At 62.7% G+C, this 26,369-nt stretch carries 26 protein-coding genes and 1 other RNA gene; 16 read left to right on the forward strand and 11 right to left on the reverse strand.

Features of this window, described 5'->3' with window-relative positions:
- The first annotated feature begins 51 nt into the window (after positions 1 to 51).
- The 3 genes from AC58NV_RS00815 to AC58NV_RS00825 all read left to right on the forward strand — a co-directional run bounded on the left by AC58NV_RS00815 (position 52) and on the right by AC58NV_RS00825 (position 3,531).
- Positions 52 to 804 carry a cytochrome c biogenesis CcdA family protein gene (locus tag AC58NV_RS00815; RefSeq protein WP_497225458.1) on the forward strand — a complete coding sequence of 251 codons (753 nt, stop codon included), beginning with the start codon at positions 52 to 54 and terminating at the stop codon, positions 802 to 804.
- A 118-nt stretch (positions 805 to 922) separates the two neighbouring features.
- Positions 923 to 2,164 carry a hypothetical protein gene (locus tag AC58NV_RS00820; protein ID WP_497226376.1) on the forward strand — a complete coding sequence of 414 codons (1,242 nt, stop codon included), beginning with the start codon at positions 923 to 925 and terminating at the stop codon, positions 2,162 to 2,164.
- Positions 2,161 to 3,531, forward strand: a complete 1,371-nt coding sequence (locus AC58NV_RS00825; RefSeq protein ID WP_497225459.1) for a cytochrome P450 — start codon at positions 2,161 to 2,163, stop codon at positions 3,529 to 3,531. Before AC58NV_RS00820 ends, AC58NV_RS00825 begins: the two co-directional genes overlap by 4 nt.
- A 35-nt stretch (positions 3,532 to 3,566) precedes the next feature.
- Here the strand turns inward: AC58NV_RS00825 and AC58NV_RS00830 are convergent, their stop codons facing one another.
- The 4 genes from AC58NV_RS00830 to fumC are packed head-to-tail and all read right to left on the reverse strand — an operon-like array spanning position 3,567 to position 5,606.
- A complete protein-coding gene (locus AC58NV_RS00830; RefSeq protein WP_497225460.1) occupies positions 3,567 to 3,797 on the reverse strand; it encodes an N-(5'-phosphoribosyl)anthranilate isomerase in 231 nt (76 codons plus the stop codon).
- Positions 3,798 to 3,820: 23 nt separating this feature from the next.
- Positions 3,821 to 4,039 carry a ribbon-helix-helix domain-containing protein gene (locus tag AC58NV_RS00835; protein ID WP_497225461.1) on the reverse strand — a complete coding sequence of 73 codons (219 nt, stop codon included), beginning with the start codon at positions 4,037 to 4,039 and terminating at the stop codon, positions 3,821 to 3,823.
- On the reverse strand, positions 4,036 to 4,212 hold the full coding sequence (locus AC58NV_RS00840) for a DUF4169 family protein (RefSeq protein WP_497225462.1): 177 nt from the start codon (positions 4,210 to 4,212) through the stop codon (positions 4,036 to 4,038). The genes AC58NV_RS00835 and AC58NV_RS00840 overlap by 4 nt, the downstream gene beginning before the upstream one ends.
- Positions 4,212 to 5,606 (reverse strand): class II fumarate hydratase, encoded by a 1,395-nt coding sequence (gene fumC, locus AC58NV_RS00845; RefSeq protein ID WP_497225463.1) that lies wholly within the window; start codon positions 5,604 to 5,606, stop codon positions 4,212 to 4,214. The genes AC58NV_RS00840 and fumC overlap by 1 nt, the downstream gene beginning before the upstream one ends.
- A 201-nt stretch (positions 5,607 to 5,807) precedes the next feature.
- Here fumC and AC58NV_RS00850 point away from each other — a divergent pair, with 201 nt between their 5' ends.
- Positions 5,808 to 6,380: a hypothetical protein gene (locus tag AC58NV_RS00850; RefSeq protein ID WP_497225464.1), complete on the forward strand. Its 573-nt coding sequence runs from the start codon at positions 5,808 to 5,810 to the stop codon at positions 6,378 to 6,380.
- A 74-nt stretch (positions 6,381 to 6,454) separates the two neighbouring features.
- Here the strand turns inward: AC58NV_RS00850 and AC58NV_RS00855 are convergent, their stop codons facing one another.
- From AC58NV_RS00855 to AC58NV_RS00880, 6 genes are all read right to left on the reverse strand, one after another.
- The gene (locus tag AC58NV_RS00855; RefSeq protein WP_497225465.1) at positions 6,455 to 6,931 is read right to left on the reverse strand and encodes an SspB family protein; all 477 of its coding nucleotides are present in this window, start codon (positions 6,929 to 6,931) and stop codon (positions 6,455 to 6,457) included.
- Positions 6,932 to 7,049: 118 nt separating this feature from the next.
- The gene (gene chrA / locus AC58NV_RS00860) at positions 7,050 to 8,321 is read right to left on the reverse strand and encodes a chromate efflux transporter (RefSeq protein ID WP_497225466.1); all 1,272 of its coding nucleotides are present in this window, start codon (positions 8,319 to 8,321) and stop codon (positions 7,050 to 7,052) included.
- Positions 8,318 to 9,133, reverse strand: a complete 816-nt coding sequence (locus AC58NV_RS00865; RefSeq protein ID WP_366659565.1) for a chromate resistance protein ChrB domain-containing protein — start codon at positions 9,131 to 9,133, stop codon at positions 8,318 to 8,320. The genes chrA and AC58NV_RS00865 overlap by 4 nt, the downstream gene beginning before the upstream one ends.
- A 131-nt stretch (positions 9,134 to 9,264) precedes the next feature.
- Positions 9,265 to 9,819 carry a nuclear transport factor 2 family protein gene (locus AC58NV_RS00870; protein WP_497225467.1) on the reverse strand — a complete coding sequence of 185 codons (555 nt, stop codon included), beginning with the start codon at positions 9,817 to 9,819 and terminating at the stop codon, positions 9,265 to 9,267.
- A gap of 87 nt (positions 9,820 to 9,906) precedes the next feature.
- Positions 9,907 to 10,256, reverse strand: a transfer-messenger RNA (tmRNA) gene (ssrA, locus tag AC58NV_RS00875).
- 100 nt (positions 10,257 to 10,356) lie between these two features.
- Positions 10,357 to 11,085 (reverse strand): FadR/GntR family transcriptional regulator, encoded by a 729-nt coding sequence (locus AC58NV_RS00880; protein ID WP_497225468.1) that lies wholly within the window; start codon positions 11,083 to 11,085, stop codon positions 10,357 to 10,359.
- A 285-nt stretch (positions 11,086 to 11,370) separates the two neighbouring features.
- Here AC58NV_RS00880 and AC58NV_RS00885 point away from each other — a divergent pair, with 285 nt between their 5' ends.
- From AC58NV_RS00885 to AC58NV_RS00900, 4 genes are all read left to right on the forward strand, one after another.
- A complete protein-coding gene (locus AC58NV_RS00885) occupies positions 11,371 to 12,459 on the forward strand; it encodes a dimethylsulfoniopropionate demethylase (RefSeq protein WP_497225469.1) in 1,089 nt (362 codons plus the stop codon).
- 12 nt (positions 12,460 to 12,471) lie between these two features.
- Positions 12,472 to 13,464, forward strand: coding sequence for an acryloyl-CoA reductase (gene acuI, locus AC58NV_RS00890; protein ID WP_497225470.1), 993 nt, complete (start codon positions 12,472 to 12,474; stop codon positions 13,462 to 13,464).
- A 194-nt stretch (positions 13,465 to 13,658) separates the two neighbouring features.
- Entirely contained in the window at positions 13,659 to 14,078 is a 420-nt protein-coding gene (locus AC58NV_RS00895) for a universal stress protein (protein WP_497225471.1), read from the forward strand.
- A 67-nt stretch (positions 14,079 to 14,145) separates the two neighbouring features.
- On the forward strand, positions 14,146 to 15,786 hold the full coding sequence (locus AC58NV_RS00900) for a BCCT family transporter (RefSeq protein ID WP_497225472.1): 1,641 nt from the start codon (positions 14,146 to 14,148) through the stop codon (positions 15,784 to 15,786).
- A 56-nt stretch (positions 15,787 to 15,842) separates the two neighbouring features.
- Here the strand turns inward: AC58NV_RS00900 and AC58NV_RS00905 are convergent, their stop codons facing one another.
- On the reverse strand, positions 15,843 to 16,223 hold the full coding sequence (locus AC58NV_RS00905) for a VOC family protein (protein WP_497225473.1): 381 nt from the start codon (positions 16,221 to 16,223) through the stop codon (positions 15,843 to 15,845).
- 261 nt (positions 16,224 to 16,484) lie between these two features.
- Between AC58NV_RS00905 and AC58NV_RS00910 the strand changes: the two genes are divergently transcribed.
- The 8 genes from AC58NV_RS00910 (at position 16,485) to AC58NV_RS00945 (ending at position 26,336) form a co-directional block, all read left to right on the forward strand.
- Positions 16,485 to 17,708 (forward strand): aminotransferase class V-fold PLP-dependent enzyme, encoded by a 1,224-nt coding sequence (locus tag AC58NV_RS00910; protein ID WP_497225474.1) that lies wholly within the window; start codon positions 16,485 to 16,487, stop codon positions 17,706 to 17,708.
- A 23-nt stretch (positions 17,709 to 17,731) separates the two neighbouring features.
- A complete protein-coding gene (locus AC58NV_RS00915) occupies positions 17,732 to 19,156 on the forward strand; it encodes a cryptochrome/photolyase family protein (RefSeq protein ID WP_497225475.1) in 1,425 nt (474 codons plus the stop codon).
- Between the two features lie 81 nt (positions 19,157 to 19,237).
- Positions 19,238 to 20,443 (forward strand): class I SAM-dependent methyltransferase, encoded by a 1,206-nt coding sequence (locus AC58NV_RS00920; RefSeq protein ID WP_497225476.1) that lies wholly within the window; start codon positions 19,238 to 19,240, stop codon positions 20,441 to 20,443.
- 30 nt (positions 20,444 to 20,473) lie between these two features.
- Entirely contained in the window at positions 20,474 to 20,914 is a 441-nt protein-coding gene (locus tag AC58NV_RS00925) for a TrgA family protein (RefSeq protein ID WP_497225477.1), read from the forward strand.
- 29 nt (positions 20,915 to 20,943) lie between these two features.
- On the forward strand, positions 20,944 to 22,068 hold the full coding sequence (locus AC58NV_RS00930; RefSeq protein ID WP_497225478.1) for an NUDIX domain-containing protein: 1,125 nt from the start codon (positions 20,944 to 20,946) through the stop codon (positions 22,066 to 22,068).
- Positions 22,069 to 22,136: 68 nt separating this feature from the next.
- On the forward strand, positions 22,137 to 23,171 hold the full coding sequence (locus AC58NV_RS00935) for a cysteine synthase A (RefSeq protein WP_497225479.1): 1,035 nt from the start codon (positions 22,137 to 22,139) through the stop codon (positions 23,169 to 23,171).
- Positions 23,168 to 25,624, forward strand: coding sequence for a DUF3772 domain-containing protein (locus AC58NV_RS00940; protein ID WP_497225480.1), 2,457 nt, complete (start codon positions 23,168 to 23,170; stop codon positions 25,622 to 25,624). Before AC58NV_RS00935 ends, AC58NV_RS00940 begins: the two co-directional genes overlap by 4 nt.
- Positions 25,611 to 26,336: an alanyl-tRNA editing protein gene (locus tag AC58NV_RS00945; protein ID WP_497225481.1), complete on the forward strand. Its 726-nt coding sequence runs from the start codon at positions 25,611 to 25,613 to the stop codon at positions 26,334 to 26,336. Before AC58NV_RS00940 ends, AC58NV_RS00945 begins: the two co-directional genes overlap by 14 nt.
- Positions 26,337 to 26,369: the final 33 nt, after the last annotated feature.

Here is a 26,369-nt window from a genome sequence, read left to right on the forward strand (position 1 = left end):
GTGACCAGCCGTCCCCGTGACGTTGGTCTGCCGCTGACATAAGTGTTGGACATGTTTGGAATCGAGATCATCGACGCAGGGCTGCTCCCTGCCATGCTGGTGGCGCTGCTGGGCGGCGTGATCAGTTTCCTGTCGCCCTGCGTGCTGCCGATTGTGCCGCCATATCTGGCCTATATGAGCGGTGTCACCATCGGCGAGATGCAGGGCACGGTTGCCGCACGGCGCAAGGCGATCATCGCGGCGCTGTTCTTTGTGCTGGGGCTGTCGACGGTGTTTCTGCTGCTTGGCTTCACGGCTTCGGCCTTCGGTGCCTTTGTGCTGAAAAATCAGGAGCTTTTCGCGCAAGTCTCAGGTGTCGTGGTGATCATCTTCGGCCTGCATTTCCTGTCGGTGTTCCGCATTCCTCTGCTGGACCGCGAGGCGCGGATGGAGGCCGGCGAATCCGGCGGCTCCGCCCTGGGTGCTTATGTGCTGGGGCTGGCATTCGCCTTTGGTTGGACGCCCTGCATCGGTCCGCAGCTGGGCGCGATCCTGTCTCTGGCGGCGTCCGAGGCCTCAGTCAGCCGCGGGACCATTCTGCTCGGCGTTTATGCCGCGGGCCTGGGTGTGCCGTTCCTGCTGGCGGCGATGTTCCTCAACCGCTCGATGACGCTGATGAACAAGATGAAGCGCCACATGGGGCTGATCGAAAAGGTGATGGGCGGCCTGTTGCTGTTTGTCGGCATCATGCTGGTCACCGGCCTGTTCACCACCTTCTCCTGGTGGCTGCTGGAGACCTTCCCGGCGCTGGCAGCACTGGGTTGAGCCCGGGATTTCCAAGGGGCCTCCGGGCCCCTTTTTCTTTGCCCCTCCCGGCCTTACTCTTGCCGGATTACGCTGCTAGTCTGCCCTTGAAACGTCAAAGCAGGACAGTGTGGCTCACATCGGTTCCAACCCCCAGCTGGTGCGCAAACGCCGGGTGTTCTACATCCCCGGCTATGACCCGATTCACCCGCGCCGCTACCGGGAGCTCTACCGCAAGGAAGGGGCCGCGCAGGCGCAGATTTCCGGCTACAGCCTGACGCTGGCCCCCAAGCGGACCAAAGGCCCCTACGGCTGGCATACGGCGGCGGAGATGGACGGGCAGCGGACAGAAGCCGATATCGAAGTGCTGGTCTGGTCCGACATCGTTCGGGGCAGTATGGAGGCGACGATCCCCGGCACCTACTGGCAGCTGTTGCGCACCGCCTGGATCTACATCTCCACCGGTGCGCTCAGGCGGCTGATGCGGCTGCGCAAGGGGCCGGTGATTGCGGCGCTCTATCCGGTGGGAATGCTACTCTTGCAGGCGCTGCTGGCATTGCTGCTGGCCTGGGGCGTCAGCCATGCCATTGGCATTCTGGCCGGATTCGCGGACCTCGGCGGGTCGCTTTTAGTGCTCATTGGCTGGGCGTTAGGCCTTGGTGCCGGGTACGCGCTGCTGCGCTGGTTCAAAAAACGCGACGGCAAGTTCTTTGCCTATTATCTGATGCACGACTATGCACATACGGCTGCCACGCGAGGCGCGATAGCGCCGGAGATGGAGGCTCGGATGGGCCAGTTCCGTGATTTGCTCGCAGAAGCTTTGCAGGATCAAAACCTGGACGAGGTGCTGGTTGTCGGCCATTCCTCCGGAGCGCACCTGGGTGTGTCGGTGCTGGCGGACCTGATCCGCGAAGGGTTACCGCCAGAACGGCCCGCCCTGGGGTTCCTGACATTGGGGCAGGTGGTGCCGATGGTCTCTTTCCTGCCGCGGGCCCGGCGCTTGCGGACCGATCTGAAATACTTGTGCCAACGCCAGGAGCTTGCCTGGGTGGATGTCACCGCGCCGGGTGACGGCTGTGCCTTTGCGCTGTGTGACCCGGTGGCTGTCAGCGGCGTCGCACCAGAGGGCAAGCGCTGGCCGCTGGTGTTCTCCGCCGCCTTCACCCAGACCCTCAGCCCTCAGCGCTGGCAGCAGCTGCGCTGGCGCTTCTTCCGGCTGCATTTCCAGTATCTTTGCGCCTTCGACCGGCCGGGCGACTATGACTATTTCCGGATTACAGCCGGTCCGCTGACGCTGGCCGAGCGCTATAGGGACCGCAAACCCTCGCAGTCGCGGATTGACGTGCCGGTGTCGAAATTCACGTCGGTGGCCGCTGAATGACGCAGGTGATGCCGCCGAAACCTCCGGCGCGTCCCGACCGGGTGTCGCTGTGGCGCTATGCGAAACTGTTCCGCCAGGACATCCTGTCGGCCCAGCCTGCGCGCCTGTACCGCGCCTGGATGGCCGAGTTCCGCACGCCGTTCTTCCGCTCCTTCCTGGTCAACCAGCCGGATCTGGTGAAGCTGCTGCTGAAGGAGCGGCCGGACGACTTCCCCAAGTCGGACCGCATTGCCGAGGGGCTGAAGCCCTTGCTGGGCAATTCCGTGTTCCTGACCAATGGCGAGGCCTGGAAGCGGCAGCGCCGGATCATTGATCCGGCTTTTGAGGGCGGGCGGCTGAAGGATACCTACCCGGCGATGCGCGCCGCGGCAGAGGCGGCAGTCAAGCGGCTGGAGGGCAGGCAGGGGCCAGTGGAGATCGAGGAGGAGACCTCGCACGCGGCAGCGGATGTGATTTTCCGAACCCTGTTCTCCATCCCGATCGAGCATGAGGTGGCAGGCAAAGTCTTCACCCGGTTCCGCGATTACCAGCGCAGCCAGCCCTTGCTGAACCTGGCTGCCTTCGTGCCGCTGCCGCGCTGGATGCCGCGGTTCTTCCGACGCGGGACCCGCCGGAACGCAGAAACGATCCGGGTGCTGATCGCGCAGCTGACGGCCGAACGGATGGCAGCGATCCAAGCGGGCAGGGCGCCCGATGACCTGGCGACCAAGATCATGACAACCCGGGACCCGGAAACCGGAAGCACGTTTGATACCGCCGAGATGGTCGATCAAGTGGCGATCTTCTTCCTCGCAGGGCATGAAACCAGCGCCTCCGCTTTGGCCTGGGCGCTCTACCTGATGGCGCTGTACCCCGAGTGGCAAGAGAAGGTGGCGGCAGAAGCCTCGGTTCTGGAAGATGAGAGTTTTACCGCGGTGTCGAAGCTGAAGATCAGCCGCGATGTGTTCCGCGAAACCCTGCGGCTCTACCCGCCGGTGCCGATGATGGTGCGCGAGGCCACCTGTCCCGAGCACTTTCGCAACCGCACCGTGCCCAAGGGCGCGCAGATGGTCCTCAGCCCCTGGCACCTGCACCGGCACGAGCGGCTGTGGGAGAACCCGGACGGGTTCGACCCTGCGCGCTGGGGGACGGAGAACGGCAAGCAATGCCAGCGGGAGGCCTATATCCCGTTTTCGGCAGGCTCCCGGGTCTGCACAGGCGCAGGCTTTGCCATGGTGGAGGGGCCGCTGATCCTGTCGATGATCCTGCGCCGGTTCCGCATAGAACCGGTGGCTGGCAAGGCGCCGGTGCCTGTTGCGCATCTGACAGTGCGGTCGAAAAACGGGATCTGGCTGCGGCTATCACCCCGGCAGCCAAAACTTTTCTGAATAGTTTTGGCCAAAGTTTTTAGAAAACTTTGGCGTCAGCACAGCAAGCGAACAGGCTGATTGTTGCAGAAGATGACAACCTGCTCACCGTTCGAGACCGCATGATATCCGCGCCGCCGCACTTCGTTTTGCAGCCGGGCCAGGCCGACATTGCGTTCAACATCCCGCAGCTTGCGGCGCACGACACCACCTTGGCGGGCAGACTTCACATCGAAAATCTGCTGCATCCACAATTCGGGTGAGACAGTGCGAAACACATTTGCCATCCCGCAAATCTCCGGGATCGTGGTTAACGCGCCCTTAACCGGCGCAGCACAAACAGCCGGATGGCGGATGCCAGGCCGCAGTCCTCGCCGCGGGTCTCGTCAATTTCTGCTGCCAAGTCATTGATTGCCCTGTCTTCCCGGGCTGCGATCTCGCGGAATGCATCCCAGAAGTCATCCTCCAAGGACACCGAAGTCCGGTGCCCGCGCAAGGTCAGGGAATGCTTCTTGGGGCGGGAGTTCATTCGTCGCGCTTGTGATCGTCCAGGCGGCGGGCGTCTCGCGTGTTGCGCGCCTTGTCCAGGTCTTTCTCTGCCTTGTTGCGTCCGAAGGTCACGGCGTTCTGGTCAGCGCGGGCCTTTTTCTCGGCCCGCGCTTTTTCTTTCCGGTACCGGTTCAGATTAACCGGCTTGCCCATCAGTCCTTGGGCCCGATCATCTGCTCCGGCCGAACCACGGCGTCAAAGGTGGCCTCATCGACAAAGCCAAGCGCAATTGCTTCTTCCTTCAGTGTGGTGCCGTTTTTGTGGGCGGTCTTGGCGACCTTGGTGGCGTTGTCATAACCGATGGTGGGCGCCAGTGCGGTGACCAGCATCAGCGACTCCTTCATCAGCTTGTCGATGCGCGGCTCATTGGCCTGGATGCCGTTCAGCATCCGCTCGGTGAAGCTGTCCGCGGCGTCGCCCAAGAGCTGGATCGACTGCAGCAGGTTGTAGGACATCATCGGGTTGTAGACGTTCAGTTCGAAATGGCCCTGCGAGCCTGCGAATTTGATCGCCGCGTCATTGCCCATCACATGTGCTGCCACCTGGGTCAGCGCCTCGGCCTGGGTCGGGTTCACCTTGCCCGGCATGATCGAGGAGCCGGGCTCGTTTTCCGGCAGGATCAGCTCGCCCAGGCCGGAGCGCGGGCCGGAGCCGAGGAAGCGGATGTCGTTGGCGATCTTGTAGCAGCTGCCCGCAATGGTGGCGAGCGCCCCGGACAGGAACACCATGGCGTCATGGGCGGCCAGTGCTTCGAACTTGTTGGGGGCGGTGACAAAGGGCAGGCCGGTGATTTCAGCCATGTTCGCAGCCACGGTTTCGCCCCAGCCCTTTTGGGTGTTGAGGCCGGTGCCCACGGCGGTGCCGCCCTGTGCCAGCTCGTAGATGCCGGGCATTGCCGCCTCGACCCGGGCCAGGCCCTGGCGGATCTGGTGCGCGTAGCCGCCGAATTCCTGGCCCAGGGTCAATGGGGTCGCGTCCTGGGTATGGGTCCGGCCGATCTTGATGATGTCCTTGAACTCTTCCGACTTTTTCTCCAGCCCTTCGGCCAGCTTGGTCAGGCCGGGTACCAGCACGTCGCGCACGGACATCGCGGTAGCGATGTGCATGGCGGTGGGGAAGGTGTCGTTGGAGGACTGGCCCATGTTGCAGTGATCGTTCGGATGCACCGGATCCTTGGTGCCGATGGTGCCGCCCAGGATCTCAATGGCGCGGTTGGCGATCACCTCGTTGGAGTTCATGTTGGACTGGGTGCCGGAACCTGTCTGCCAGACCACCAGCGGGAAGTTGTCGTCGAACTTGCCCTCAATCACCTCGCCTGCTGCCTGGATAACCGCATCGGCGATTTTCGCGTCCAGCTTGCCCGAGGCCTTGTTGGCCATGGCGCAGGCTTTCTTGATCACGCCAAGCGCACGCACGATGGCCACCGGCTGCTTTTCCCAGCCGATCGGGAAATTCATGATCGAGCGCTGTGTCTGCGCGCCCCAGTACTTCTCTGCCGGGACTTCAAGCGGGCCAAAGCTGTCGGTTTCGGTGCGGGTTGCGGACATCCGTCTGTCTCTCCGTTGAGTATGCGATTGTATGCCGTTTAGCCTGTGCCGGACTGCGGCGCAATTGGCCAGTTGCGCGCAGCATAGCCAAAAGGGCCGCAAGGTATAGTGGTGAATTGGCGCAACCCCGCGTGTGTCAATGCGTGCTATCATGCTATTCTTAAGGTGCGGGGAACAGGTTATGCTGTATCCGGAAAGGAAATGAATGTGCTGATCCGCTTGTGTCCTGAACTGTCACTGAAAGCATTTGCCGGGCTGATAGCCGCCTGCGGTATTCTTTTGCTTGCAGCCGGGCAGGGGCTTGCCGCTGGAATTTCCCAGTTTGTTGGCGAGTATTCCGGCAGTGTCGAAATCCTCAAGGCCGACGGTGACACCGATCCGCGCGACATGAGCGTGGTGATCCGTGAAATGAAAAAAGGGTTCACCATCAAATGGACTTCGACCACGGAAAAGGACGACGGCCGCAGGAAGTCCAAGACTTACGAGATCGAATTCCAAAAGACTGGGCGCAATGGTGTCTACTCCGCTGCCATGACGCGAAATGTCTTTGGCCATTCGGTGCCGCTGGATCCAATGGAAGGCGAGCCCTTTGTCTGGGGGCGTATCACCGGTGACACGCTGACCGTCTTCTCTCTGTTCATTCACCCGAACGGTGACTACGAGATGCAGCAGTATGACCGTACCCTCACGGAGGGCGGTTTAAGTTTGGTCTTTACTTCGCGCCGGAACGGTGAGCCGCAGCGGCAGCTGGAAACATTCCTGGCCCGGCATTAGCAGCCTTATCCTGGCCTCTCAAACAATAAAGGCAGCCCGGCAGGCTGCCTCGTCCGGTGGCTGGCAGGGGCGGCTTATTTGCGGAAGCTGTCGAGCGACACGACGTCCGCGTCCTTTTTCTTGGGCTCCGGCTGGGCTTCGGCGCTGAGAGGTTCCTCCTCTGAGTCCGGCTCTGCGGAATACCCTTCTGCGTCTTCATCAGCGCTTTCGAACCGCAGCCCGAACTCCACCGACGGATCCACAAAAGTGCGGATTGCATCGTAGGGGATGTAGAGCGGCTCAGGCGAGTCGCCGAAGTTCAGCGTGACCGCGAAACCATCTTCGTCGACGGTCAGATTGTCGAACCAATGCTGCATGACCACGGTCATTTCGCCGGGGTAGCGGTCGGAAAGCCAGTCCGCCAGTTCGACGTCCGGATGGGCGGTATCGAAGGTGATGAAAAAGTGATGGTTGCCGGGCAATCCGTTTTCAGAGACGTCCTGCAGCACGGTCCGGATCAGGCCGCGCATGGCAGAGTGCATCAGGTTGCCATAGTCGATTTCACGGGACATGCAGTCACCCTTTGTTCATTTGCCGTCAAGCATAGGAGATTCTGCCGGAAACAAAAGAGCAGCCTTGTCGGCTGCTCAATTATTTTTGCCGCAGGGGAAGGTTGGCAATGGGCCGCAGTCAGCTGATTGCAAACAGGAATTCGGCAACGGCCAGACCTGCTGCTGCCATCGCCGCCAGCAAGAGCAGCATATTGCCGCGCACTGCCAAGGCCGCTAGCGGGGCAAGCAGAACCAGCAGCACTGCCGGGGTGTTCATGCTGCTCCAGACGGGTGCGGGAACGTGCAGGATACCGGTCTCAATGACCCGGGTTCCGGCAAAGGCCACATGCATCAGGAACCACACCGACAGGTTCAGAATGACACCGGCAACCGTGGCAGTCACCGCCTTCAGCGCCATCCCCAGGCGAGGGTGCGCGGCGATGCGCTCCACGTAAGGCGCCGCGGCAAAGATCCACAGGAAGCAGGGCATGAAAGTGGCCCAAAGCGCCACCGCCCCGGCCGCCAGGAACAACCCGAAACCGCCCTCCTGCAGGCCGGACAGCATGGCAACAAACTGGGTGACCAGGATCAGAGGGCCGGGGGTGGTTTCCGCCAGCCCCAGCGCGTCGATCATCTGGCCCGCGCTGATCCAGCCGAATTGGGTGACCACGGTCTGGCTGATGTAGGCGAGCACCGCATAGGCGCCGCCAAAAGTCACCACTGCCAGTTTAGAGAAGAACCAGCCGATATCGGCCAGGAACGCCGCCCCCGCCAGAGACAAAGCGATCAGCGGCATCAGCCACAAGGCGCCCCAGACAAGGATGGTTTGCAGGGTGCTGCCATTTCGGGCAGGCGGGGTGTGGACCGCTGCAGTCATGCTCCCGTCCTTGCGCATCAGTCCGATGCAGGCGGCGGCCAGCACCACAAGCGGGAATGGTAGGTTGAGCAGGAACAGGGCGGCAAAGCCAAACCCCGCCAGCCCCCAGTCCAGCGGATGTTTCAGTGCTTTGCCAGAAAGCCGGCGCAACGCCTGAACGATGATGACAACCACCGCTGCCTTCACCCCAAGGAAGGCAGACTGGACCGGGGGCAGGGTGCCGAATTGCGCATAGAGCCAGACCAGCGCCGCAATCACTGCCGCCCCCGGCAGCACAAACAAGAGGCCCGCAAGCAACCCGCCTGCGGTGCCCCGCATCCGCCAGCCTGTATAGGTCGCCAGCTGCATCGCCTCAGGTCCCGGCAACAGCATGCAGAAACTGAGCCCGCGAAGAAAGCTCTCCTCGCTCAGCCAGGGGCGGTCTTCGACCAGTTCCTTGTGCATCACGGCGATCTGCGCCGCGGGGCCGCCGAAGCTCAGCACGCCGATGCGCCCGAAGACACGGAACATCTCCGTCCAGGAAGGCTGGATCATGCTTTGCGGTCCGCGGGCCAGTCGTGGCCTTCGCCTCGCCCGTCGCGGGCCCAGCGGTAAAGCGCATCATATAGTGTCATGCCCGCCTCAAGCTGCTGATGGTCGTCCTTGTACTGGCGCGATAGACCAACCGAGAGGGCCAATAGCCCTGCTGCCTCGGGCGCCAGATCATGCCGGTTGGTGTCGGCGCCTCTCACAACCCGGGCCAGGATGTCAAGCGCCGGCGTTCTGAGTCCGAACTCATCCAGCATTGTATCAAAGGTGCAAAGCGCTCCGCGGTGCGACCAGAACATCCCCTCGACATCAAAGGGCGTGGCGCCGAAACGCTCTGCGACCCCAGCAACTTCGGATGGCGACACGAACAGGAAACGCGCCTGGGCGTCCACGAAGCGGCGGATCAGCCAGGGGCAGGCAATACGATCGATTTTTGGGCGGTGGCGGGTCACCCACAGGGTGCTGCCGTCAACAGGCGCAGGCAGAGCGCCGGCCGGGATCCGCGGCGCGCCTTGCAGATCGCGCCAGCCGTACATGCCGCCTTGCAGATACTCTGCCTCGATCCCGTCACTGCGCAACCAGGCAGCTGCGCCTTGCGACAGCTTCAGGCCCTTCTGGCAGATCACAACGCAGCGCCGCCCGCCGAGGCGCGCCTTGAGGGTTTCGATTGCGGTATGCGGGTGCCGGAAGGAACCGGGAATCAAATAGGGATCCGCGGCAAAGTCTTCATCGGTGCAGAGGTCCACAAGAACCGGCGCGTTCGGTGTGCCAATCAGGCGCAACAGCTGGGCGGGGGTGATTTCATTCGGGGCAGCCATGAGCATGTCTCCTCGCGAGCAAGGTTAACATGCGAACCTTGGGCTGTCGCCTCACGGGGCGTTCGCGTCTCTCCCCATAAGCCCTTACAAGCGCGTTTGCCCCCTCATTGTCAAGTATGTGCAGGCGGAGGCTACCGCAGCCGTTCCCCGGTCATGCATATGGCCATTGCCTCAGGCGGGAGCTGGCCAAGCTGCTCGAACATCTTGAAATAATCCATGTTGGAATGCAGCTCGGCGATCTTGCCGTCTTCCACGCGTGCCATCACTTGCCCGGTAATCTGAAAACCGTGTCCGTCTTTGGGATCGCTGGTGTCAACCTGCAGCCGGACCGACACCCAGTCCCGGGTTTCCATCGCATGGCTGAAGGTCACATTAATGGGGCCCAATAGGTTACGCAGGGCGGCGACCACCTCGCTATAGTCGCATTCCGGTTCGGCAAGGGCCGAGACGGCTCCGGAAATCAGCGTTTCCGAGGTCATCACCTCAGCCACCGCATCCAGGTTGCCCTTGCACCAGACTTCCTCGAACCAGAAATGAAGGAGACATGTGAGGGGCATATCTGCGCTGCTGTCCGGGTCGAACCGGACAGCCATGTTCGGGTATTCATCCGCCGCAGGCTGAGCCGTGCCGCCCGCCGGGGGCGCCCTGCGCGGGGAGACTTGGGATGCGCTGGTAAGTCTTGTCATTGTCACTCTTCGGGCGCTGTTGTCCGGCTGAAGACGCGTCAGCATCCGGTAGGCCGTCAAACAAGAATAATATTCCGGGAAAGGTAAAGTGCAGGTTTCTGTTGCCAGGTACCTGCGAACCCCGCCTTACGCGGCTAGGCGCAAGGGCTTAGATTTCGATTCCTCGAACTGCTTACGCAGCCAGAGCAACCGGAGCACGATTGTCGTTTGCAATTGTACTGTTTGGGCCGGTACGGTGGCACCCCGCCGAGACAAAGCAAACCCCTTTAGACGTCCGTCGATCCTGTTTCGGCCCCATGATCCCCAAACGAAGGATGTTGGTGGAGCCGCCGGGTACCGCCCCCGGGTCCGATCCGCTTATTACGAGCGCGTTTATGTCCATAGTTCCACAAGGGAACAGGAGTCATATAATTGGCTTCTTCGCGGTTGCAAAGGGGGGAACCGGAATCCTGTGAGGTTTCCGGCCTGTTTTCAGGGCACCGAGCGGAGCCGGGGTTGTCCAAGCAGGAAGGGTCCCAGTGCATCGTTGAGAAGTTCTTACAGTTTTGTCCTGGCAGCAAAGACGTCGGAGGCCAGCTTGCGGGTCTCGCTTTCAAGATCCTGCAAGCCCATCGCGGCCGCGCTGCCGTCGCCAGCCTCGATGGCATCGGCAATCCGGGTATGGAGGCCGGTGATCACCGCACGGTCGCGGGCGGTGAAGGTGATCATGTTCATCAAGGGCTGCATCGCCTCCACTGCGCCCGCCAGTTGGTAGGACAGCACCGGGTTACAGGCCCCGTCCACCAGCGCCCGGTGAAACGCTACGTCCGAGGCGCAGAAGGCCACATCGGTCAGACCCGGCTGCCCCTGCCGGAATATCTCTGCCCGCATCGTTGCCAGGTGGTCGGCGCTGCGCCGCTCCGCCGACAGCGGCGCGCAGGCGCGCTCCAGCGCATAGCGGGCTTCGCATGCGGTATCGAAGCTCACTTCATTCATGCTGAGCAGCAGGGTCGAGGTGGTGACCTGCTGGGAATAGGCATCCTCAAAACTCAAGCGGTTCACAAAGGCCCCGCCGGAGGCGCCGCGCTGGGTGCGGATCAGCGATTGCGCCGCCAGCCGCTTCAGCGCCTCGCGCACCGTCGGGCGGGAGACCTGGAAATGATCCGACAGCTCAGCCTCGGACGGCAGCCGCTCATCCACGATCAATTCGCCCGAGATGATGGCATCCTTGATTGCCTGGGCTATCTGAACCGAAAGATCGGCGGAACTGTTGGGATCAATTTTCATGCCAATGGCCCTCGGCGTTGTGCTGCGCCGGAAGACCATCCGGCAAGATTTCATTTGTCTGACATTTAAAAGTCTGACATTTAAAATGTAAGACGTGAGTCGGGAGAGGGCAATGGCGGGATTGTCACTGAGAAGTGCTTTGCAGCTAGGGCGCCATGCTGCCAGGCGGAGGCCGAAGCTGTCCGGGTGCCTAGCCACGAAAAACGTCAGCAAGCGAACAATCGGGGCGTCCTTGATGCTGCTGTGTGAAAACAAACTACGTAACGCTCAATTGGAGATCTGAGCATGGCAACCATTTTTCCATCGCGCCGGGTGCGGCGCACGCCGTTTTCTGCGGGGGTTGATGCAGCAGGCATGTCGGTGTGCACCGTTTACAACAGGATGATCCTGCCCTCCGTGTTCGCCAGCGAGGACGAAGATTACCGCCACTTGAAATCCCATGTGCAGGTCTGGGATGTGTCTTGCGAGCGCCAGGTTGCCGTGCAGGGCCCCGATGCGCGGTGTTTGCTCGACATGATCAGCCCGCGCGATCTGGACCGTATGGCGCCGGACCAGTGCTACTACATGCCGGCCATCGACCGCGACGGAGGGATGCTTAATGACCCGGTGCTGGTGAAACTTGCAGAGGACCACTACTGGATCTCGGTCGCGGACAGTGACTATCTGCACTATGTCCTGGGCATTGCCGATGCTCTGGCGCTGGATGTGCGCGTTTGGGAGCCGGATGTGAGCCCGCTGGCCATTCAAGGCCCGAAGGCGGATGACCTGATGGCGCGGGTGTTCGGGGACGAAGCGCGGGAAATACGCTTCTTCCGGTACAAGCGGCTTGCGTTCCAGGATACCACTTTTGTGGTGGCGCGCTCCGGGTTTTCCAAGCAGGGCGGTTTCGAGATCTATGTCGAAGGCAGCGGATATGGCATGCCGCTCTGGGGCACTCTGATGAAGGCGGGGGAAGACCTCGAGGTGCGGGCAGGCTGCCCCTCCACCAAGGAGCGCGTCGAAGGCGGTCTGCTGAGCTACGGCAATGATATGACCCGCGAAAACACACCGTTTGAATGCGGGCTGGGCAAATTCGTCAATTCGCCGCGCGACTACATCGGCAAGGCGGGGCTGCTGGCCCGGGCGGAACCCGTCCAGCAAATCCGACCGGTGGAGATCGGCGGTGAAATCCCGCCAATCACGGCGCCTTGGCCGCTGCTGGCTGACGGCCGCAAGGTGGGGCAGGTGACCACTGCAACCCGGTCGCCGGATTTCGGTGTCAATGTGTCCATTGCCATGGTCGACCGGTCGCATTGGGATGCAGGCACCGCACTGGAGGTTGAAACGCCTCTGGGGATGCGCACGGCGGTCGTGAAGTCGAAATTCTGGATCTAAGGGAGAGACGGCATGTTCAATGCACTGGTGGTGAACAAGGATGAAGACAGCGGTAAGACCTCTGCTGCGGTGGAGCAGATCAGCTTGGATCAGCTGCCAGCGGGCGAGGTGACCGTGGCGGTGGAGTATTCCACCGTGAACTACAAGGACGGGCTGTGCATCGGGCCGGGCGGCGGGCTGGTGCGCAAGTATCCGCATGTGCCTGGGATCGACTTTGCCGGAACAGTCGAGGCGTCCTCGGACGGCCGCTACAAGCCCGGCGACAAGGTGGTGCTGACCGGCTGGCGCGTGGGCGAGGCCCATTGGGGTGGTTACAGCCAGAAGGCTAACGTGCGCGCCGATTGGCTGGTGCCGCTGCCCGACGGGCTGGACACCCGCCACGCGATGGCGGTGGGCACTGCCGGCTTCACCGCTATGCTGGCGGTGATGGCACTGGAGGACCACGGGCTGGAACCGGGCCACGGGCCGGTTCTGGTGACAGGTGCCGCGGGCGGCGTCGGGTCGGTGGCGACCGCAATATTGGCCAATCTGGGCTATGAGGTTGCCGGTGTGACCGGCCGCCCGGAAACCGCGGACTACCTCATGTCCCTCGGTGCTACCCAGATCGTGGCGCGGGAGGAAATCAACGAGACAACCAAACGGCCGCTGGAAAGCGAAACCTGGTCGGGTTGTGTGGATGCGGTTGGCGGCGCTATGCTGGCGCGGGTGCTGGGTCAGATGAAATACGGCGCCTCGGTCGCTGCTGTCGGACTGGCAGGCGGCGCCGGTCTACCGGCCACCGTCATCCCGTTCCTGCTGCGCGGTGTGAATCTCCTGGGCATCGACTCGGTGATGCAGCCCTATGACAACCGGGTCCGGGGCTGGCAGCGGATTGCCAAGGACCTGCCGATGGACAAGCTGGACGCGATGATCCAGCCCGCCGCTCTCAGCGATTTGCCGCAGTTGGGTTCGGATATCCTAAAGGGGCAGGTCAAGGGCCGCGTCGTGGTGGACGTCAACGCCTAAATCCCTATAATAGCTTACATCTACCGGATGAACGCGCGGCGATGTCCGCGCGTTTTTCATTCGCGCCGCGGCTCTTCCGCGGTCCAAGGGTGGGAGCGTTGCCGCGATTGTGCGGCCTGGACCGGTGCCTCGCCCGGCGTTCTCCTTGCCCCTGTGCTGAAGGCGCACGACATTAAAAGAAAAGGAGGGAGACCGTGTTTTCAAAAATCATGGTGCCCGTCGATCTGGCCCACGTCGCCCGCCTGGACAAGGCGCTGCAAATGGCATCGGATCTCGCGAATCTTTATCAGGCCGAAGTGGTCTTCGTGGGTGTCACCACGTCCCAGCCCAGCTCTGTGGCGCATAATCCGCAGGAGTTCGCAGCCAAACTTGACAGTTTTGCAACGGAACAGGCGGACAAGCGCCGGATAACCGCTTCGGGCCATGCCGTTGTCAGCCACGACCCGGCGGTGGACCTGGAAGCAACACTGATAGAAGCCTGCAACAACATAGGGGCGGGGCTGATTGTGATGGCCAGCCATGTACCCAGTGTCAGGGATTACCTGTTCCACGCCCACGGCGGGCGGGTGGCTGAAAAGGCGCCGGTTTCGGTGCTGGTCGTGCGTGAGACCTGACAAAAGGAGCCTTTGAAAACGCGAGCACCGACTTGCAGAGGAGAAGTGTACTTGGAAGGAGGCCGCAATGGCTGACGAATCCACAAATCAGGGTATCCCCGCCCCGGAAGGCGAAGCGGATATCATCGACACAGATTATGAGATCGGCCAGGACAATATCGAAACACAGATCGGCCCGATCGGGGTCGACATCCACAACCCGGTGTTCCCGGTCTCCGGCTTTGTGATCGTGGCCTTCGTGTTCTACGCTCTGGCGCTGCCTGACCAGGCAGCAACATTCTTCAACTGGCTGCGCCCGGCAGTGACCAGCACCTTTGACTGGTTCTTCTTCGGCGCTGCGGATCTGTTTGTGCTGTTCTGCCTGTTCCTGATCGTTTCCCCCTGGGGCAAGGTGCGCTTGGGCGGCAATGAGGCAACTCCGGATTACAGCTACATCGGGTGGTTCGCGATGCTGTTCGCAGCGGGCATGGGCATCGGCCTGATGTTCTACGGCGTGAGCGAGCCGATGAGCCACTTCTCCTCGTCCTTCGGCGGCACCGCCGTGCCCGAGGGCGGAGGCGCCCGCACCGACTGGGCACCGCTGGGCGCGGCCGCGGGCGATCAGGCCGAAGCGGTGCGTCTGGGCATGGCGGCAACGATCTTCCACTGGGGGCTCCACCCTTGGGCGATCTATGCCATCGTCGCGCTGGCGCTGGCCTTGTTCACTTATAACAAGGGGCTGCCGCTCACCATCCGCTCCGCCTTCTACCCGATCTTCGGCGAGCGTGTCTGGGGCTGGGTCGGCCATATCATCGACATTTTGGCGGTCTATGCCACGCTGTTCGGCCTTGCGACTTCGCTGGGCTTTGGCGCCACCCAGGCCAATGCCGGCCTGTATGAGCTGTTCGGCGTGCCGACAGGCGCCACAACCGAGGTTATCCTGATTTCCGCCATTACCGTTATCGCGCTGATCTCGGTGATGCGCGGCTTGGATGGCGGCGTGAAGGTGCTGTCGGAAATCAATATGGGTCTGGCCTTCCTGCTGCTGATCTTCGTGCTGATTGCAGGCCCGACCGCGGTAATCCTGTCAGGGTTTGCCTCCAGCCTGATGGCCTACATCGAATACCTGCCCGCCCTGTCGAACCCGGTAGGGCGCGAGGATGTGAACTTCAGCCAGGGCTGGACCGCCTTCTACTGGGCGTGGTGGATCAGCTGGTCGCCGTTTGTGGGCATGTTCATCGCCCGCGTCAGCCGCGGCCGCACCGTGCGCGAGTTCGTGATCTGCGTGCTGCTGATCCCCAGCCTGGTCTGCGTGCTGTGGATGAGCGTGTTTGGCGGCACCGCCATTCACCAGGTGCTGTCTGACGGTTTCACCGGAGCGCAGGACGCGGCGCTTGAGCTCAAACTGTTCAAGATGCTGGGCGAGCTGCCGCTGGCCGGGATCACCTCCTTTGTTGGGATCGTGCTGGTGGTTGTGTTCTTTGTCACCTCGTCGGACTCCGGCTCGCTGGTGATCGACACCATCACCGCTGGCGGAAAGGTCGACGCACCGGTGCCGCAGCGGGTGTTCTGGTGCATCTTCGAGGGCGCCGTCGCAATCGTTCTGCTGCTCGGCGGCGGGCTTGGTGCGCTGCAGGCGATGGTGATCTCCACCGGCCTGCCGTTCACCGTGGTGCTGCTGCTGATGTGCTGGGCGATCTTCCGCGGGCTGCTGACAGAGGCGCGCTGAGGTAATTTCCGCAAACGGAGAAACGCCCCGGCTATGAGGCCGGGGCGTTTTCCTTGTCAGCTGTTGTATTTGAAGAACCCAAGCGAGTTGCCATCCGGATCGGTGGCATAGAAGAACCGTCCGGGCGGGATTTCGATTGTTTCGGATATCACCTTGCCGCCGGCGTCCGTGATGCGCTCCATCACGTCCTCCAGCTCACCCTCGGCGGTCAGATGCAGAGTCGGGCCGCGGCCGTCGCCAGCGGGCTTGCCGGGATAGAGATGCAGGGCGACACCAGTCGCCTCATCGGCAGGCTTGAACATCGCAATCGGGTTCGGGCCGCTGTCGTCGATGCTCAGATCGGCACCGGTCACCTTGCTGTAAAAGGTGACTGCCGCGTCCAGGTCGCTGACAGGAAGTTCGCCCCAGACCAGGAAATCCCTTGGTGTGAAAGCCATGTCTTGTTCTCCTTGATGTGATGGGGGCAGACTGCCATGCCCTGATGACAGTTTCCGGCATTAGCTGTGCCGCTTGACCGGACCGCCTCCGGTACGCTACCACCTTGGCGTCCTGCTTGGCCTTTTCCGTCTTGCAGGGCTGCCTGCGATCCCTCAATCCTTGTGCGGGAGCGCGGCTCGGCTGGAAGACCTGCCATGTTCGGGGTGATCCCTGGCATGTGCCGGTCGCCCCCTGAACCGCAGCGATTGAGGAGACACGCGATGAGCGTATTGGATATTGATTTCGTCCGGGCACAGTTCCCCGCCTTTGCAGACCCCAGCCTTGAAGGGCAGGCGTTCTTCGAGAACGCAGGCGGGTCCTACACCTGCCGCCAGGTGATCGACCGGCTGACCCGCTTCTACACCCAGCGCAAGGTGCAACCGTATGCGCCCTATGAGGCCTCGCGCCTGGGCGGGGAGGAGATGGACGAGGCCCGCACCCGCTTGGCCGCGCTGATGGGGGTTGCCACGGATGAACTGAGCTTTGGCCCCTCAACCACCCAGAACACCTATGTGCTGGCCCAGGCCTTCCGCAAGCTGATGAAACCGGGTGAGGCGATCATCGTCACCAACCAGGACCATGAGGCCAACACCGGCCCCTGGCGGCGTCTGGCGGAGGAGGGGATCGAGGTCCGCGAATGGCAGCTCGACCCGCAGACCGGCCATCTGGACGTGGCGCAACTGGAAACTCTTCTGGATGAAAAGGTCCGGCTGGTCTGCTTCCCGCATTGCTCCAACGTGGTGGGAGAGATCAACCCGGTGGCTGAGATCACCGCGATGGCCCATGCCGCAGGCGCTTTTGTCTGTGTCGATGGTGTCTCTTATGCACCGCACGGCCTGCCCAACGTGGATGAACTGGGCGCCGACATCTACTTGTTCTCCTCCTACAAGACCTACGGGCCGCATCAGGGCGTCATGGTGATCCGCCGGGCGCTGGGCGGGCTGCTGCCGAACCAGGCGCATTACTTCAACGCAGGCGACCTCTACAAACGCTTTACCCCGGCCGGGCCCGACCACGCCCAGGTGGCTGCCTCGGCTGGCATGGCGGATTACTTCGAGGCGCTGGCGGCCCGCCACGGCCATACAGGCACCGCCGCGGAAACCGGCGCCTTTGTCCATCACCTGATGCGCGCGCATGAGGTGAAACTGCTGCAGCCGCTTCTGGACGCGGTGAAGGACCGCAATAATGTGCGCCTGCTGGGGCCGGCGCAGGCCGAGACCCGCGCGCCGACGGTTGCCCTGGCCCTGAACCGTGCCGCGGAACCGGTGGCTGCGCAGCTGGCAGAATTTGGCATCATGGCCGGCGGCGGCGATTTCTATGCCGTCCGCGCGCTGGAGGCGATGGGCATTGATCCAGCCGAGGGCGTGCTGCGTATCAGCTTCACCCACTACACGTCCGAAGCGGAAGTCGCGAAGCTGATCGAGGCCTTGGACCGGGTGCTGTAACAAGAACCGCGCAAGGAAAAGACATGAGCAGTCAAGCCCCGGTTATCTGGTGGATCAGGCGGGACCTCCGCCTGGCTGATAATCCGGCGCTGACGGCTGCCGTCAACAGCGGCGCCCCTGTTCTGCCTGTCTGTATCCTGGATGATCAGGAGGAGGCGCTGGGCGCGGCGCCCAGGTTCCGCCTCGGCCTGGGGCTGGAGCATTTTGCCAAGGTGCTGGAGAGTGCCGGGTCACGCCTGATCCTGCGCCGCGGCAAAGCGCTGGAGGTGCTGCAGGATCTGATCGGGGAAACCGGGGCTGGGGCCGTGCATTGGTCCCGCCTCTACGACCCGCAGGCGATTGCCCGTGATACGGACGTCAAGACGCAGCTCAAGGAGCAGCATGTCGAGGCCAAATCCCACGGCGGAAGGCTGCTGTTCGAACCCTGGACCATCGAGACCAAAACCGGCGGCATGTACAAGGTTTTCACGCCGTTCTGGAAGTCCGTGCGCGTGCGGGACGTGGACAGCCTGCTGCCTGCGCCCGCAAAACTGCCCGCACCGGACACATGGCCCTCCAGCGAGGACCTCGAAGACTGGAACATGGGCGCCGCCATGCACCGCGGCGCGGATGTGGTGGCCCGGTATTGCCGTGTCGGCGAGACGGCAGCGCATGACCGGTTGGAGGAATTCCTGGAAGACAAGGTGGCTGCCTACAAGGACCGCCGCGATTTCCCGGGAGAGGACGCCACCTCCGGCCTGTCGGAGAACCTCGCTTGGGGTGAAATCAGCCCGCAACGGCTGTGGCACCGGGGGCGTGCTGCAATGGAGCAGGCCAGTCAGGGCGGCGAGACTTTCCTGAAGGAGGTGGTGTGGCGCGAGTTCGCCTATCATCTGATGTACCACTCGCCGCACATCCTGACCGATAGCTGGCGCCAGGAATGGCAGGGTTTCCCCTGGGCGCAGGACATCACTCCGCAGGTGCAGGCCTGGCAGCGCGGGCAGACCGGATACGGCTTTGTCGATGCCGCAATGCGCGAGCTTTATGTGACCGGCAAGATGCACAACCGGGCCCGGATGATCGTGGCAAGTTTTCTCACTAAACATCTGATGACGCACTGGAAAACCGGGATGAACTGGTTTGCGGATACGCTGGTGGACTGGGACCCGGCCTCCAACGCGATGGGCTGGCAATGGGTGGCGGGCTCCGGCCCTGACGCGGCGCCGTTCTTCCGTGTTTTCAACCCGTCGGGCCAGCTGGAAAAATTTGATCCATCAGGCGCCTACACACACCGCTGGATCGCCGAAGGCCAGGGCAGCCCGCCGCGGACTGCGCTTGACTTCTTCGATGCTGCACCGCGGTCGTGGAACCTCGCACCGGAGATGGCCCGGGCAGAGCCCGTCATCAGCCTGCAGGCGGGCCGGGACCGTGCGCTCACGGCGTATCACGAAAGACGTGAAACCGGCTAACGCACAGTTTTCTTGCCAGAAAGCCCTCTGCGGCCTAGCTTTTTCCTTGCAGCACGTCCGTATCTCGCATGGGGGAAGCGAATGAAGCTCACGTCCGTTGAAGGCCAGAAAAATCTGCCGCGCTATTTCCCGGCAGTGTTTGCCAAGGTGAAGGCCATGGAGGTCGGCCAGCTGGATATCCAGCTGCCGGACGGGCGCATTTTCACAGCCAAGGGGCGCAATCCGGGGCCTGCTGCCGACCTGATCATCCACCACCCCGATTGCTTTGCCCGGCTGATCCGGGAAGGCGACCTGGGCTTCTCCGATGCCTATCTGGAGGGCTGGTGGAGCACTTCCGACCTGCAGGCTTTCATGGATCTGGTGCATATGGGCGCAAACACCGTCTATGACGGATTCCCGGGCCAGGGGCTGGCACGGGCCTATGAGCGCTTCCGCTTCTGGCTGCACCGCAACCATCGCAAGCAGGCTAAGAAGAACATCGCCCATCACTATGACCTGGGCAACGATTTCTACCGGCTGTGGCTGGACGACACGATGACTTATTCCAGCGCCCTGTTCCGCAGCGGCCAGGACAGCCTGGAGGCAGCGCAGACCGCAAAGTATGCCTCTTTGGTGGACCAGATGGGGGTGCAGCCCGGCGATCATGTGCTGGAGGTAGGCTGCGGCTGGGGCGGCTTTGCCGAATACGCCGCCAAGGAGCGCGGGCTGAAGGTGACCGGCCTGACGATCAGTAAGGAGCAGTTAAGGTTTGCCCGCCAGCGCATTGAAAACGCAGGCCTCTCGGACCAGGTGGAGCTGCGCCTGCAGGACTACCGCGACTGCCGAGGCCAGTTCGACGGCATCGCCTCCATCGAGATGTTCGAGGCGGTGGGCGAGAAATACTGGCCCGCCTACTTCGGTGCCATCCACGACCGGCTGAAACCTGGCGGCAAGGCGACGCTGCAGATCATCACCGTTGCCGACCGGCGCTGGGAGATTTACCGCAAGGGCATCGATTTCATCCAGAAGCACATCTTCCCGGGCGGTATGCTGCCATCACCGGCTGTACTGCGTGACCAGGTGGAGAAAGCGGGTCTGGGGGTGGTGAGGTCGATCGAATTCGGCGGCAGCTACGAACAAACACTCAAACGCTGGCACGAAACCTTCAACAACCGCTGGGAGCAGATCGCCGGCCTGGGGTTCGATGAGCGCTTTCACAAGATGTGGAACTTTTACCTCACTTCTTGTGCCGCTGCCTTTAAGACTGGAAATTGCGATGTGACGCAGATTACAGTTGCTCATCGCTGACTGATCTCGTGCCACGGAACCTGACCCCACATGCCCACCGGAGCCCGCCTGACTGCCGCATTGTCCCTGGCTTTACTGGCGTTTCTCGTGTCTTTCCTCGTCATGCCGCAGATGCCGGAGGGCACTGATTTCGGATATTTCGTGCATGTGAACGTGGTGCTTGGGCTGCTAAGCGGCTGGATCTTCATGGGGCGGCGGGCAGGCAGCGGCCTGGTGCCCGCCATCAACAATGGCCTCACAGGCATGGCGGTGATGGTGCTGTGGGCGCTGTTCATCCAGGGCACTTGGGAAATGTTCCGCCTGGCCATGAGGCACCGTTACGGCGGCCCGTTTGAGGCGCTGTCGCAGATTTTTGTCATTGCGCTGGAATATTTCTTTGTTATCGCTGTGCCGTCGGTGCTGATACCGCTGGTGATCGGCGGTGTTCTTGCCGGGCTGGCAACTGAGAACGCTTCCCGCCGTTGGCGCTGAAAACATCTTTTAACAACAGGTTATCACTCGTGGCTGATCTCTTTTTCTTTGGCACGCTGCGCCATATCCCTTTGCTTGAACTGGTACTGGGCCGAAGCGGGGATGCGCTGAATGCGCAATCCGCCAAACTGCCCGGGCACGGTGTGTATCAGGTAGCGGGCCAGCCCTTTCCGGCAATCGAGGAACGCCAGGGCGCCACTGCGGAGGGGGTTCTGGTGCAGGGCCTGTCGCCTGCTGACCTGGACGCCCTGAACTTCTACGAGGGCGGCTTTGGCTATGCTTTGAAACCCGTCACCGTGCAATTGGCGGACGGCGGTTCTGCCGGGGCTGAGGTCTACTTCCCGGAACCCGGCCTGTGGCAGACGGAGGAGCCCTGGGACCTGGCGGCCTGGGTGGATGACTGGGGCGCGCTGTCCTTGCGCGCGGCAGAAGAGGTGATGGCCTATCACGGCCGGATGAGCGCGGAGGAGGTCGCCCGCAGTTTCCCTTCTATCCGCCGCCGCGCTGCCGCCTGGATGGCCGGGCAGGCCCGGCCCGGAGACGGTGTGCATGATCTCTCCCGCGACGTGATCGTGCACAACCACAACCGCGCCTATTTGAATTTCTTCGCGATGGAGGAGATGGACCTGCAATTCCGCCGCTACGACGGCAGCATGAGTCCGGTGATGAACCGGGGTTCTTCCATGGCGGGCCATGCGGCGGTGGTGCTGCCGTACGATCCGGTGCGCGACCAGGTGCTGCTGGTGGAACAATTCCGCGCACCGCCGTTCATGATGGGCGACGCGCACCCCTGGATGTGGGAGCCGGTTGCCGGTGTGATCGACCCCGGTGAAACCGCCGAGGAAACTGCCCGCCGTGAAGCTGTCGAGGAGGCCGGCGTCACGGTCCTGCATCTGGAACCCGTGGCGCGGGGCTACCCGTCGAGCGGGGCGCTTGCGGAATTCATACATATTTTCATTGGCATATCTGACCTTTCTGATGTGTCGGGCGGCGGCGGCGTGGCTGGTGAGGGCGAGGATATCCGCAGCCGCACTCTCAGCTACGATGAAATGATGGAAGGCATCGATGCGCAGACCTATCAGGACATGCCGCTGATAACGGCCGCGCTGTGGCTGTCACGGCACCGTGAGCGGCTGCGCGCAGAGCATTCCTGACCCGCTTCCCGCCTTGTGGTCGCCGGACCGCTTGGATACACCTTGGGGGAACGATCGAAAGGGATACCATGCGCATTGCACGCGATCTGGCTGATGCCGTCGGCCACACACCTCTTATCCGCCTGAACCGCGTCAGCGAAGAGACCGGCTGCGAGATCCTGGGCAAGGCGGAGTTCATGAACCCGGGCCAGTCGGTCAAGGACCGCGCGGCGCTCTACATCATCCGTGATGCCATCGCCCGCGGCGAGCTGAAGCCGGGCGGCACAATTGTTGAGGGCACCGCCGGCAACACTGGCATCGGCCTGGCGCTGGTCGGCGCATCGATGGGCTTCAAGACGGTGATCGTGATCCCGGAAACCCAGTCCGAGGAAAAGAAGGACATGCTGCGCCTGGCGGGTGCCCAGCTGGTCCAGGTGCCTGCGGCGCCCTACAAGAACCCCAATAACTACGTGCGCTATTCCCAGCGCCTGGCCGAGAAACTGGCCAAGACCGAACCGAACGGCGCGATCTGGGCCAACCAGTTCGACAACGTGGCGAACCGCCAGGCCCATGTGGAAACCACCGGCCCGGAAATCTGGGAGCAGACCGGCGGCAAGGTGGACGGTTTCGTCAGCGCCGTCGGCTCCGGCGGCACCCTGGCGGGCGTGGCCGAGGCGCTGCAGCCCAAGGGCGTGAAGATTGCATTGGCCGACCCGATGGGCGCGGCGCTTTATTCCTATTACACCACCGGCGAACTGGCGTCCGAGGGCAGCTCGATCACCGAGGGCATCGGCCAGGGCCGCATTACCAAGAACCTCGAAGGCTTCACCCCGGACTTCAGCTATCAGGTAACCGACGCCGAGGCGGTGCCCTATGTCTTTGATCTGCTGCACGACGAGGGCCTGGTGCTGGGCGGCTCCACCGCGATCAACATTGCCGGCGCGGTGCGCCTGGCCAAGGACATAGGCCCGGGCAAGACCATTGTCACCGTGCTGTGCGACTACGGCACCCGCTATCAGTCCAAGCTGTTCAACCCGGACTTCCTGCGTGAAAAGAACCTGCCGGTGCCGGAGTGGATGACCCATACGCCGGCCTCGATCCCCGGTGTTTTTGAGGACGTATGACACCTGTTATAACCGCTTTGCGGAAGCTGCTGCTGGGGCTGGTCCTTGTGACCGGCCTCGCAGCGCCTGCGCTGGCTCAGTTTTCTGCTGAAGCCCGCGCTTATTATCAGGACTGGCTCAAGACCGCGAACCGCGCGGAAGACGTGATCGACGCCAGCCGCGCTTCCAACGCCGCATTGGAAACCCTGCGCAAGGAGCTGACTAGCTACCGCCAGCGGTTCCTGGAGGCGCGAACGGAAAACGGCGACCGTATCAAGACACTTGAAGGCCAGATCAGCGCCCTGGGCAAAGCGCCGGAGGAGGGCGAGAGCGAGCCTGAGGATATTGCCCGGCTGCGTGCCTCGCTGGAAGAGCAGCTGCGGGACCTGAAGGTGCCGCGCATCGTCTCCGAAGAGGCCTACAGCCGTGCGAACGGCCTGATTTCCGAAATCGACAAGATCATCCGGGAGCGCCGCACCCGCACCCTGCTGGAGCGCGGACCATCGCCGCTGAACCCGGAACATTGGCCCGGTACGCTGCGGACGCTGGGGCGGTCGGTCAGCTCCATCTGGAATGAAACCGCCGCCAGGATCGGCAGCGCGACGACCGCCGAGCGGGTGAGCAACAGCCTTCCTGCGCTTCTTCTGCTCCTGGGCTTCGCGGCGTTTCTGCTGCTGCGGGGACGGCCTTGGGCCCATGCGGCGGGCGACTACCTGCGCCAGTTCGGCAGCAGCGGCCGCGGCGTCTGGGGCTTTGTAGTGTCCCTGCTCGAAGTCATCTTGCCCTTCATCGGCATTATCTGCCTGGCCGCCGCGGTGGAGCTGTCGGGCATACTGGGCAGCCGCGGCTCGCTTTTGCTGGACTATGTGCCGGGATGGGCGCTGGTGATCCTGTCGTTCCACTGGCTTGGCAACCAGCTGTTCTCCAACCGGCTCGACAACGATCTGGTGCCGGTACAGGAAGGACGGCTGAATGAAACCCGGCTGATGGTCGATATCCTGGCGGTGATCCTGGTGATGCAGGACGCGCTGGTAAAGCTGGAAAACATCGAAACCATCCCGTCCTCCGTTCATGCTGTCGCCAGTTTCCCGCTGATCACCGCGGCGGCGCTGGTGATGCTGCGGCTGCACCGGATCGGCGCCAAACGGCGCCAGAAGCAGACCGCGGACGCCGAGGATGATGGCGCCATCGCCGCCGGGGCCAACCGTGTCTTAACACTTGTGCGGCGCGCCTCCTATCTGCTGGGCTTCATTTCGCCGCTGCTCGCTGCGCTCGGCTATGTCAACGCGGCGGAGGCGCTGATTTACCCGGCGGTTTCGACCCTTGCCCTGCTGGCTGCGCTGCTGGTCGTGCAGCGCTTCTTGGGCGACGTTTACGGCTGGCTGTCGGGCAAGGGCTCGGCCGCCCGCGACTCGCTGTTTGCGGTGATGATCGGCTTCCTGCTGGCGGCCCTTGCGCTGCCGCTCCTGGCGCTGATCTGGGGCGCGCGGGTGGCGGATATGACCGAACTGTGGTCGCGCTTCCTCGGAGGCTTCCAGATCGGCGATACCCGGATTTCGCCAACCGCCTTCCTGACCTTTGCTGTGGTCTTTGCCGCAGGCTATGCGCTGACCCGACTGGTGCAGGGGTCCTTGCGCAACTCGCTCCTGCCCAAGACCAAGATCGACCCGGGCGGCCAGAACGCCATCACCTCGGGTCTTGGGTATGTCGGCATCTTCCTGTCAGCGGTGATCGCCATTTCCATGGCGGGGCTCGACCTGTCCTCGCTCGCCATCGTGGCCGGTGCGCTGTCGGTCGGTATCGGCTTTGGCCTGCAGAACATCGTGTCGAACTTCGTCTCCGGTATCATCCTGCTGATAGAACGCCCGGTCTCCAAGGGCGACTGGATCGAGGTCGGCGGGCTGATGGGCTATGTGCGGGACATTTCGGTGCGCTCGACCCGGATCGAGACCTTCGACCGCACCGACGTGATTGTTCCGAACTCCGACCTGATCAGCGGCACCGTCACCAACTACACGCGCGGCAACACCGTGGGCCGGGTGATCGTGCCGGTGGGCGTCGCCTATGGCACCGACCCGCGCAAGGTCGAATCCATCCTGACCGAGATCGCCAAGGCGCATCCGATGGTGCTGCTGAACCCGGCGCCTTATGTGGTGTTCCAGGGCTTTGGCGCCGACAGCCTGGACTTTGAGATCCGGGCGATCCTGCGCGATGTGAACTGGGTGCTGTCTGTGAAATCCGACATGAACTATGAAATCGCCAAACGGTTCCAGGAGGAGGGGATCGAGATTCCCTTCATGCAGCGCGACATCTGGATCCGCAATCCGGAGGCGCTTTCGCCGTCCAAGCCGCCCGCTGCGGCTCAGCCTGCCGCGGCCTCCGCTTCCGCTCCGCCTAAGCCGGATCTGGACGATCTGCAGCTGGACGCAGGAGATGATGCTGATTCCGATGGAGACGCTGATGCCGACAAGTGAACCGCTGTTCCGCAAAGACGCCTATGCGCGGATGACTGATGCCAAGGTGCTGGCCCATTCCGATCAGGGCGGGATCGTTTTGGACCGGACCTTGTTCTATGCCACCGGCGGCGGCCAGCCCGGCGACAGCGGCCAGCTCCTGTGGGCGGGCGGCCAATGCTCCATCGCAACCACGGTCAAGGGCGAGGATGGCGCGATCATCCTGGTCCCGCATGAAGATGAGGTGCTGCCTGCCGTGGGCTCCACAGTGACTCAGACGCTCGACTGGGACCGCCGCTATGGCCACATGCGCGTCCACACGGCCCTGCATCTCCTGTCCGTGGTGATTCCGCTGGAAGTGACCGGCGGCTCGATCAGCGCAGAAAAGGGGCGGCTTGATTTCAACATGCCGGAGGCGCCGGAGGACAAGCAGGCGCTTCAGGACCAGCTGCAAACGCTGATCGACCGCGACCTGGAGGTGACCGAGGACTGGATCACCGACGCCGAACTGGACGCCAATCCGCAGCTGGTGAAGACAATGTCCGTCTCGCCGCCGCGCGGGGCAGGGCAGGTGCGTCTGGTGCGGATCGGCACCGCAGACGAGCAGGTGGACCTGCAGCCCTGCGGCGGCACCCATGTGAAGCGCACCGGGGAAATCGGCCGCATCCGCCTTGGAAAGGTTGAGAAAAAGGGCAAGCAGAACCGCCGCGTCTACCTGCATCTGGAGGCCTGAAAAAGTTTTGGGGGTAAGTGAAGTTTTTGCAGT

The sequence above is a fragment of the Leisingera sp. ANG49 genome, assembly GCF_059694505.1.

Excerpts from the sequence above, each read along its gene's own strand:
- AC58NV_RS00815 (WP_497225458.1), top strand. The coding sequence starts at position 52 with ATGTTTGGAATCGAGATCATCGACGCAGGGCTGCTCCCTGCCATGCTG.
- AC58NV_RS00825 (WP_497225459.1), top strand. The coding sequence starts at position 2,161 with ATGACGCAGGTGATGCCGCCGAAACCTCCGGCGCGTCCCGACCGGGTG.
- AC58NV_RS00830 (WP_497225460.1), bottom strand. The coding sequence starts at position 3,797 with ATGGCAAATGTGTTTCGCACTGTCTCACCCGAATTGTGGATGCAGCAG.
- AC58NV_RS00835 (WP_497225461.1), bottom strand. The coding sequence starts at position 4,039 with ATGAACTCCCGCCCCAAGAAGCATTCCCTGACCTTGCGCGGGCACCGG.
- AC58NV_RS00840 (WP_497225462.1), bottom strand. The coding sequence starts at position 4,212 with ATGGGCAAGCCGGTTAATCTGAACCGGTACCGGAAAGAAAAAGCGCGG.
- fumC (WP_497225463.1), bottom strand. The coding sequence starts at position 5,606 with ATGTCCGCAACCCGCACCGAAACCGACAGCTTTGGCCCGCTTGAAGTC.
- AC58NV_RS00850 (WP_497225464.1), top strand. The coding sequence starts at position 5,808 with ATGAATGTGCTGATCCGCTTGTGTCCTGAACTGTCACTGAAAGCATTT.
- AC58NV_RS00855 (WP_497225465.1), bottom strand. The coding sequence starts at position 6,931 with ATGTCCCGTGAAATCGACTATGGCAACCTGATGCACTCTGCCATGCGC.
- chrA (WP_497225466.1), bottom strand. The coding sequence starts at position 8,321 with ATGATCCAGCCTTCCTGGACGGAGATGTTCCGTGTCTTCGGGCGCATC.
- AC58NV_RS00865 (WP_366659565.1), bottom strand. The coding sequence starts at position 9,133 with ATGGCTGCCCCGAATGAAATCACCCCCGCCCAGCTGTTGCGCCTGATT.
- AC58NV_RS00870 (WP_497225467.1), bottom strand. The coding sequence starts at position 9,819 with ATGACAAGACTTACCAGCGCATCCCAAGTCTCCCCGCGCAGGGCGCCC.
- AC58NV_RS00880 (WP_497225468.1), bottom strand. The coding sequence starts at position 11,085 with ATGAAAATTGATCCCAACAGTTCCGCCGATCTTTCGGTTCAGATAGCC.
- AC58NV_RS00885 (WP_497225469.1), top strand. The coding sequence starts at position 11,371 with ATGGCAACCATTTTTCCATCGCGCCGGGTGCGGCGCACGCCGTTTTCT.
- acuI (WP_497225470.1), top strand. The coding sequence starts at position 12,472 with ATGTTCAATGCACTGGTGGTGAACAAGGATGAAGACAGCGGTAAGACC.
- AC58NV_RS00900 (WP_497225472.1), top strand. The coding sequence starts at position 14,146 with ATGGCTGACGAATCCACAAATCAGGGTATCCCCGCCCCGGAAGGCGAA.
- AC58NV_RS00905 (WP_497225473.1), bottom strand. The coding sequence starts at position 16,223 with ATGGCTTTCACACCAAGGGATTTCCTGGTCTGGGGCGAACTTCCTGTC.
- AC58NV_RS00910 (WP_497225474.1), top strand. The coding sequence starts at position 16,485 with ATGAGCGTATTGGATATTGATTTCGTCCGGGCACAGTTCCCCGCCTTT.
- AC58NV_RS00915 (WP_497225475.1), top strand. The coding sequence starts at position 17,732 with ATGAGCAGTCAAGCCCCGGTTATCTGGTGGATCAGGCGGGACCTCCGC.
- AC58NV_RS00920 (WP_497225476.1), top strand. The coding sequence starts at position 19,238 with ATGAAGCTCACGTCCGTTGAAGGCCAGAAAAATCTGCCGCGCTATTTC.
- AC58NV_RS00925 (WP_497225477.1), top strand. The coding sequence starts at position 20,474 with ATGCCCACCGGAGCCCGCCTGACTGCCGCATTGTCCCTGGCTTTACTG.
- AC58NV_RS00935 (WP_497225479.1), top strand. The coding sequence starts at position 22,137 with ATGCGCATTGCACGCGATCTGGCTGATGCCGTCGGCCACACACCTCTT.
- AC58NV_RS00940 (WP_497225480.1), top strand. The coding sequence starts at position 23,168 with ATGACACCTGTTATAACCGCTTTGCGGAAGCTGCTGCTGGGGCTGGTC.
- AC58NV_RS00945 (WP_497225481.1), top strand. The coding sequence starts at position 25,611 with ATGCCGACAAGTGAACCGCTGTTCCGCAAAGACGCCTATGCGCGGATG.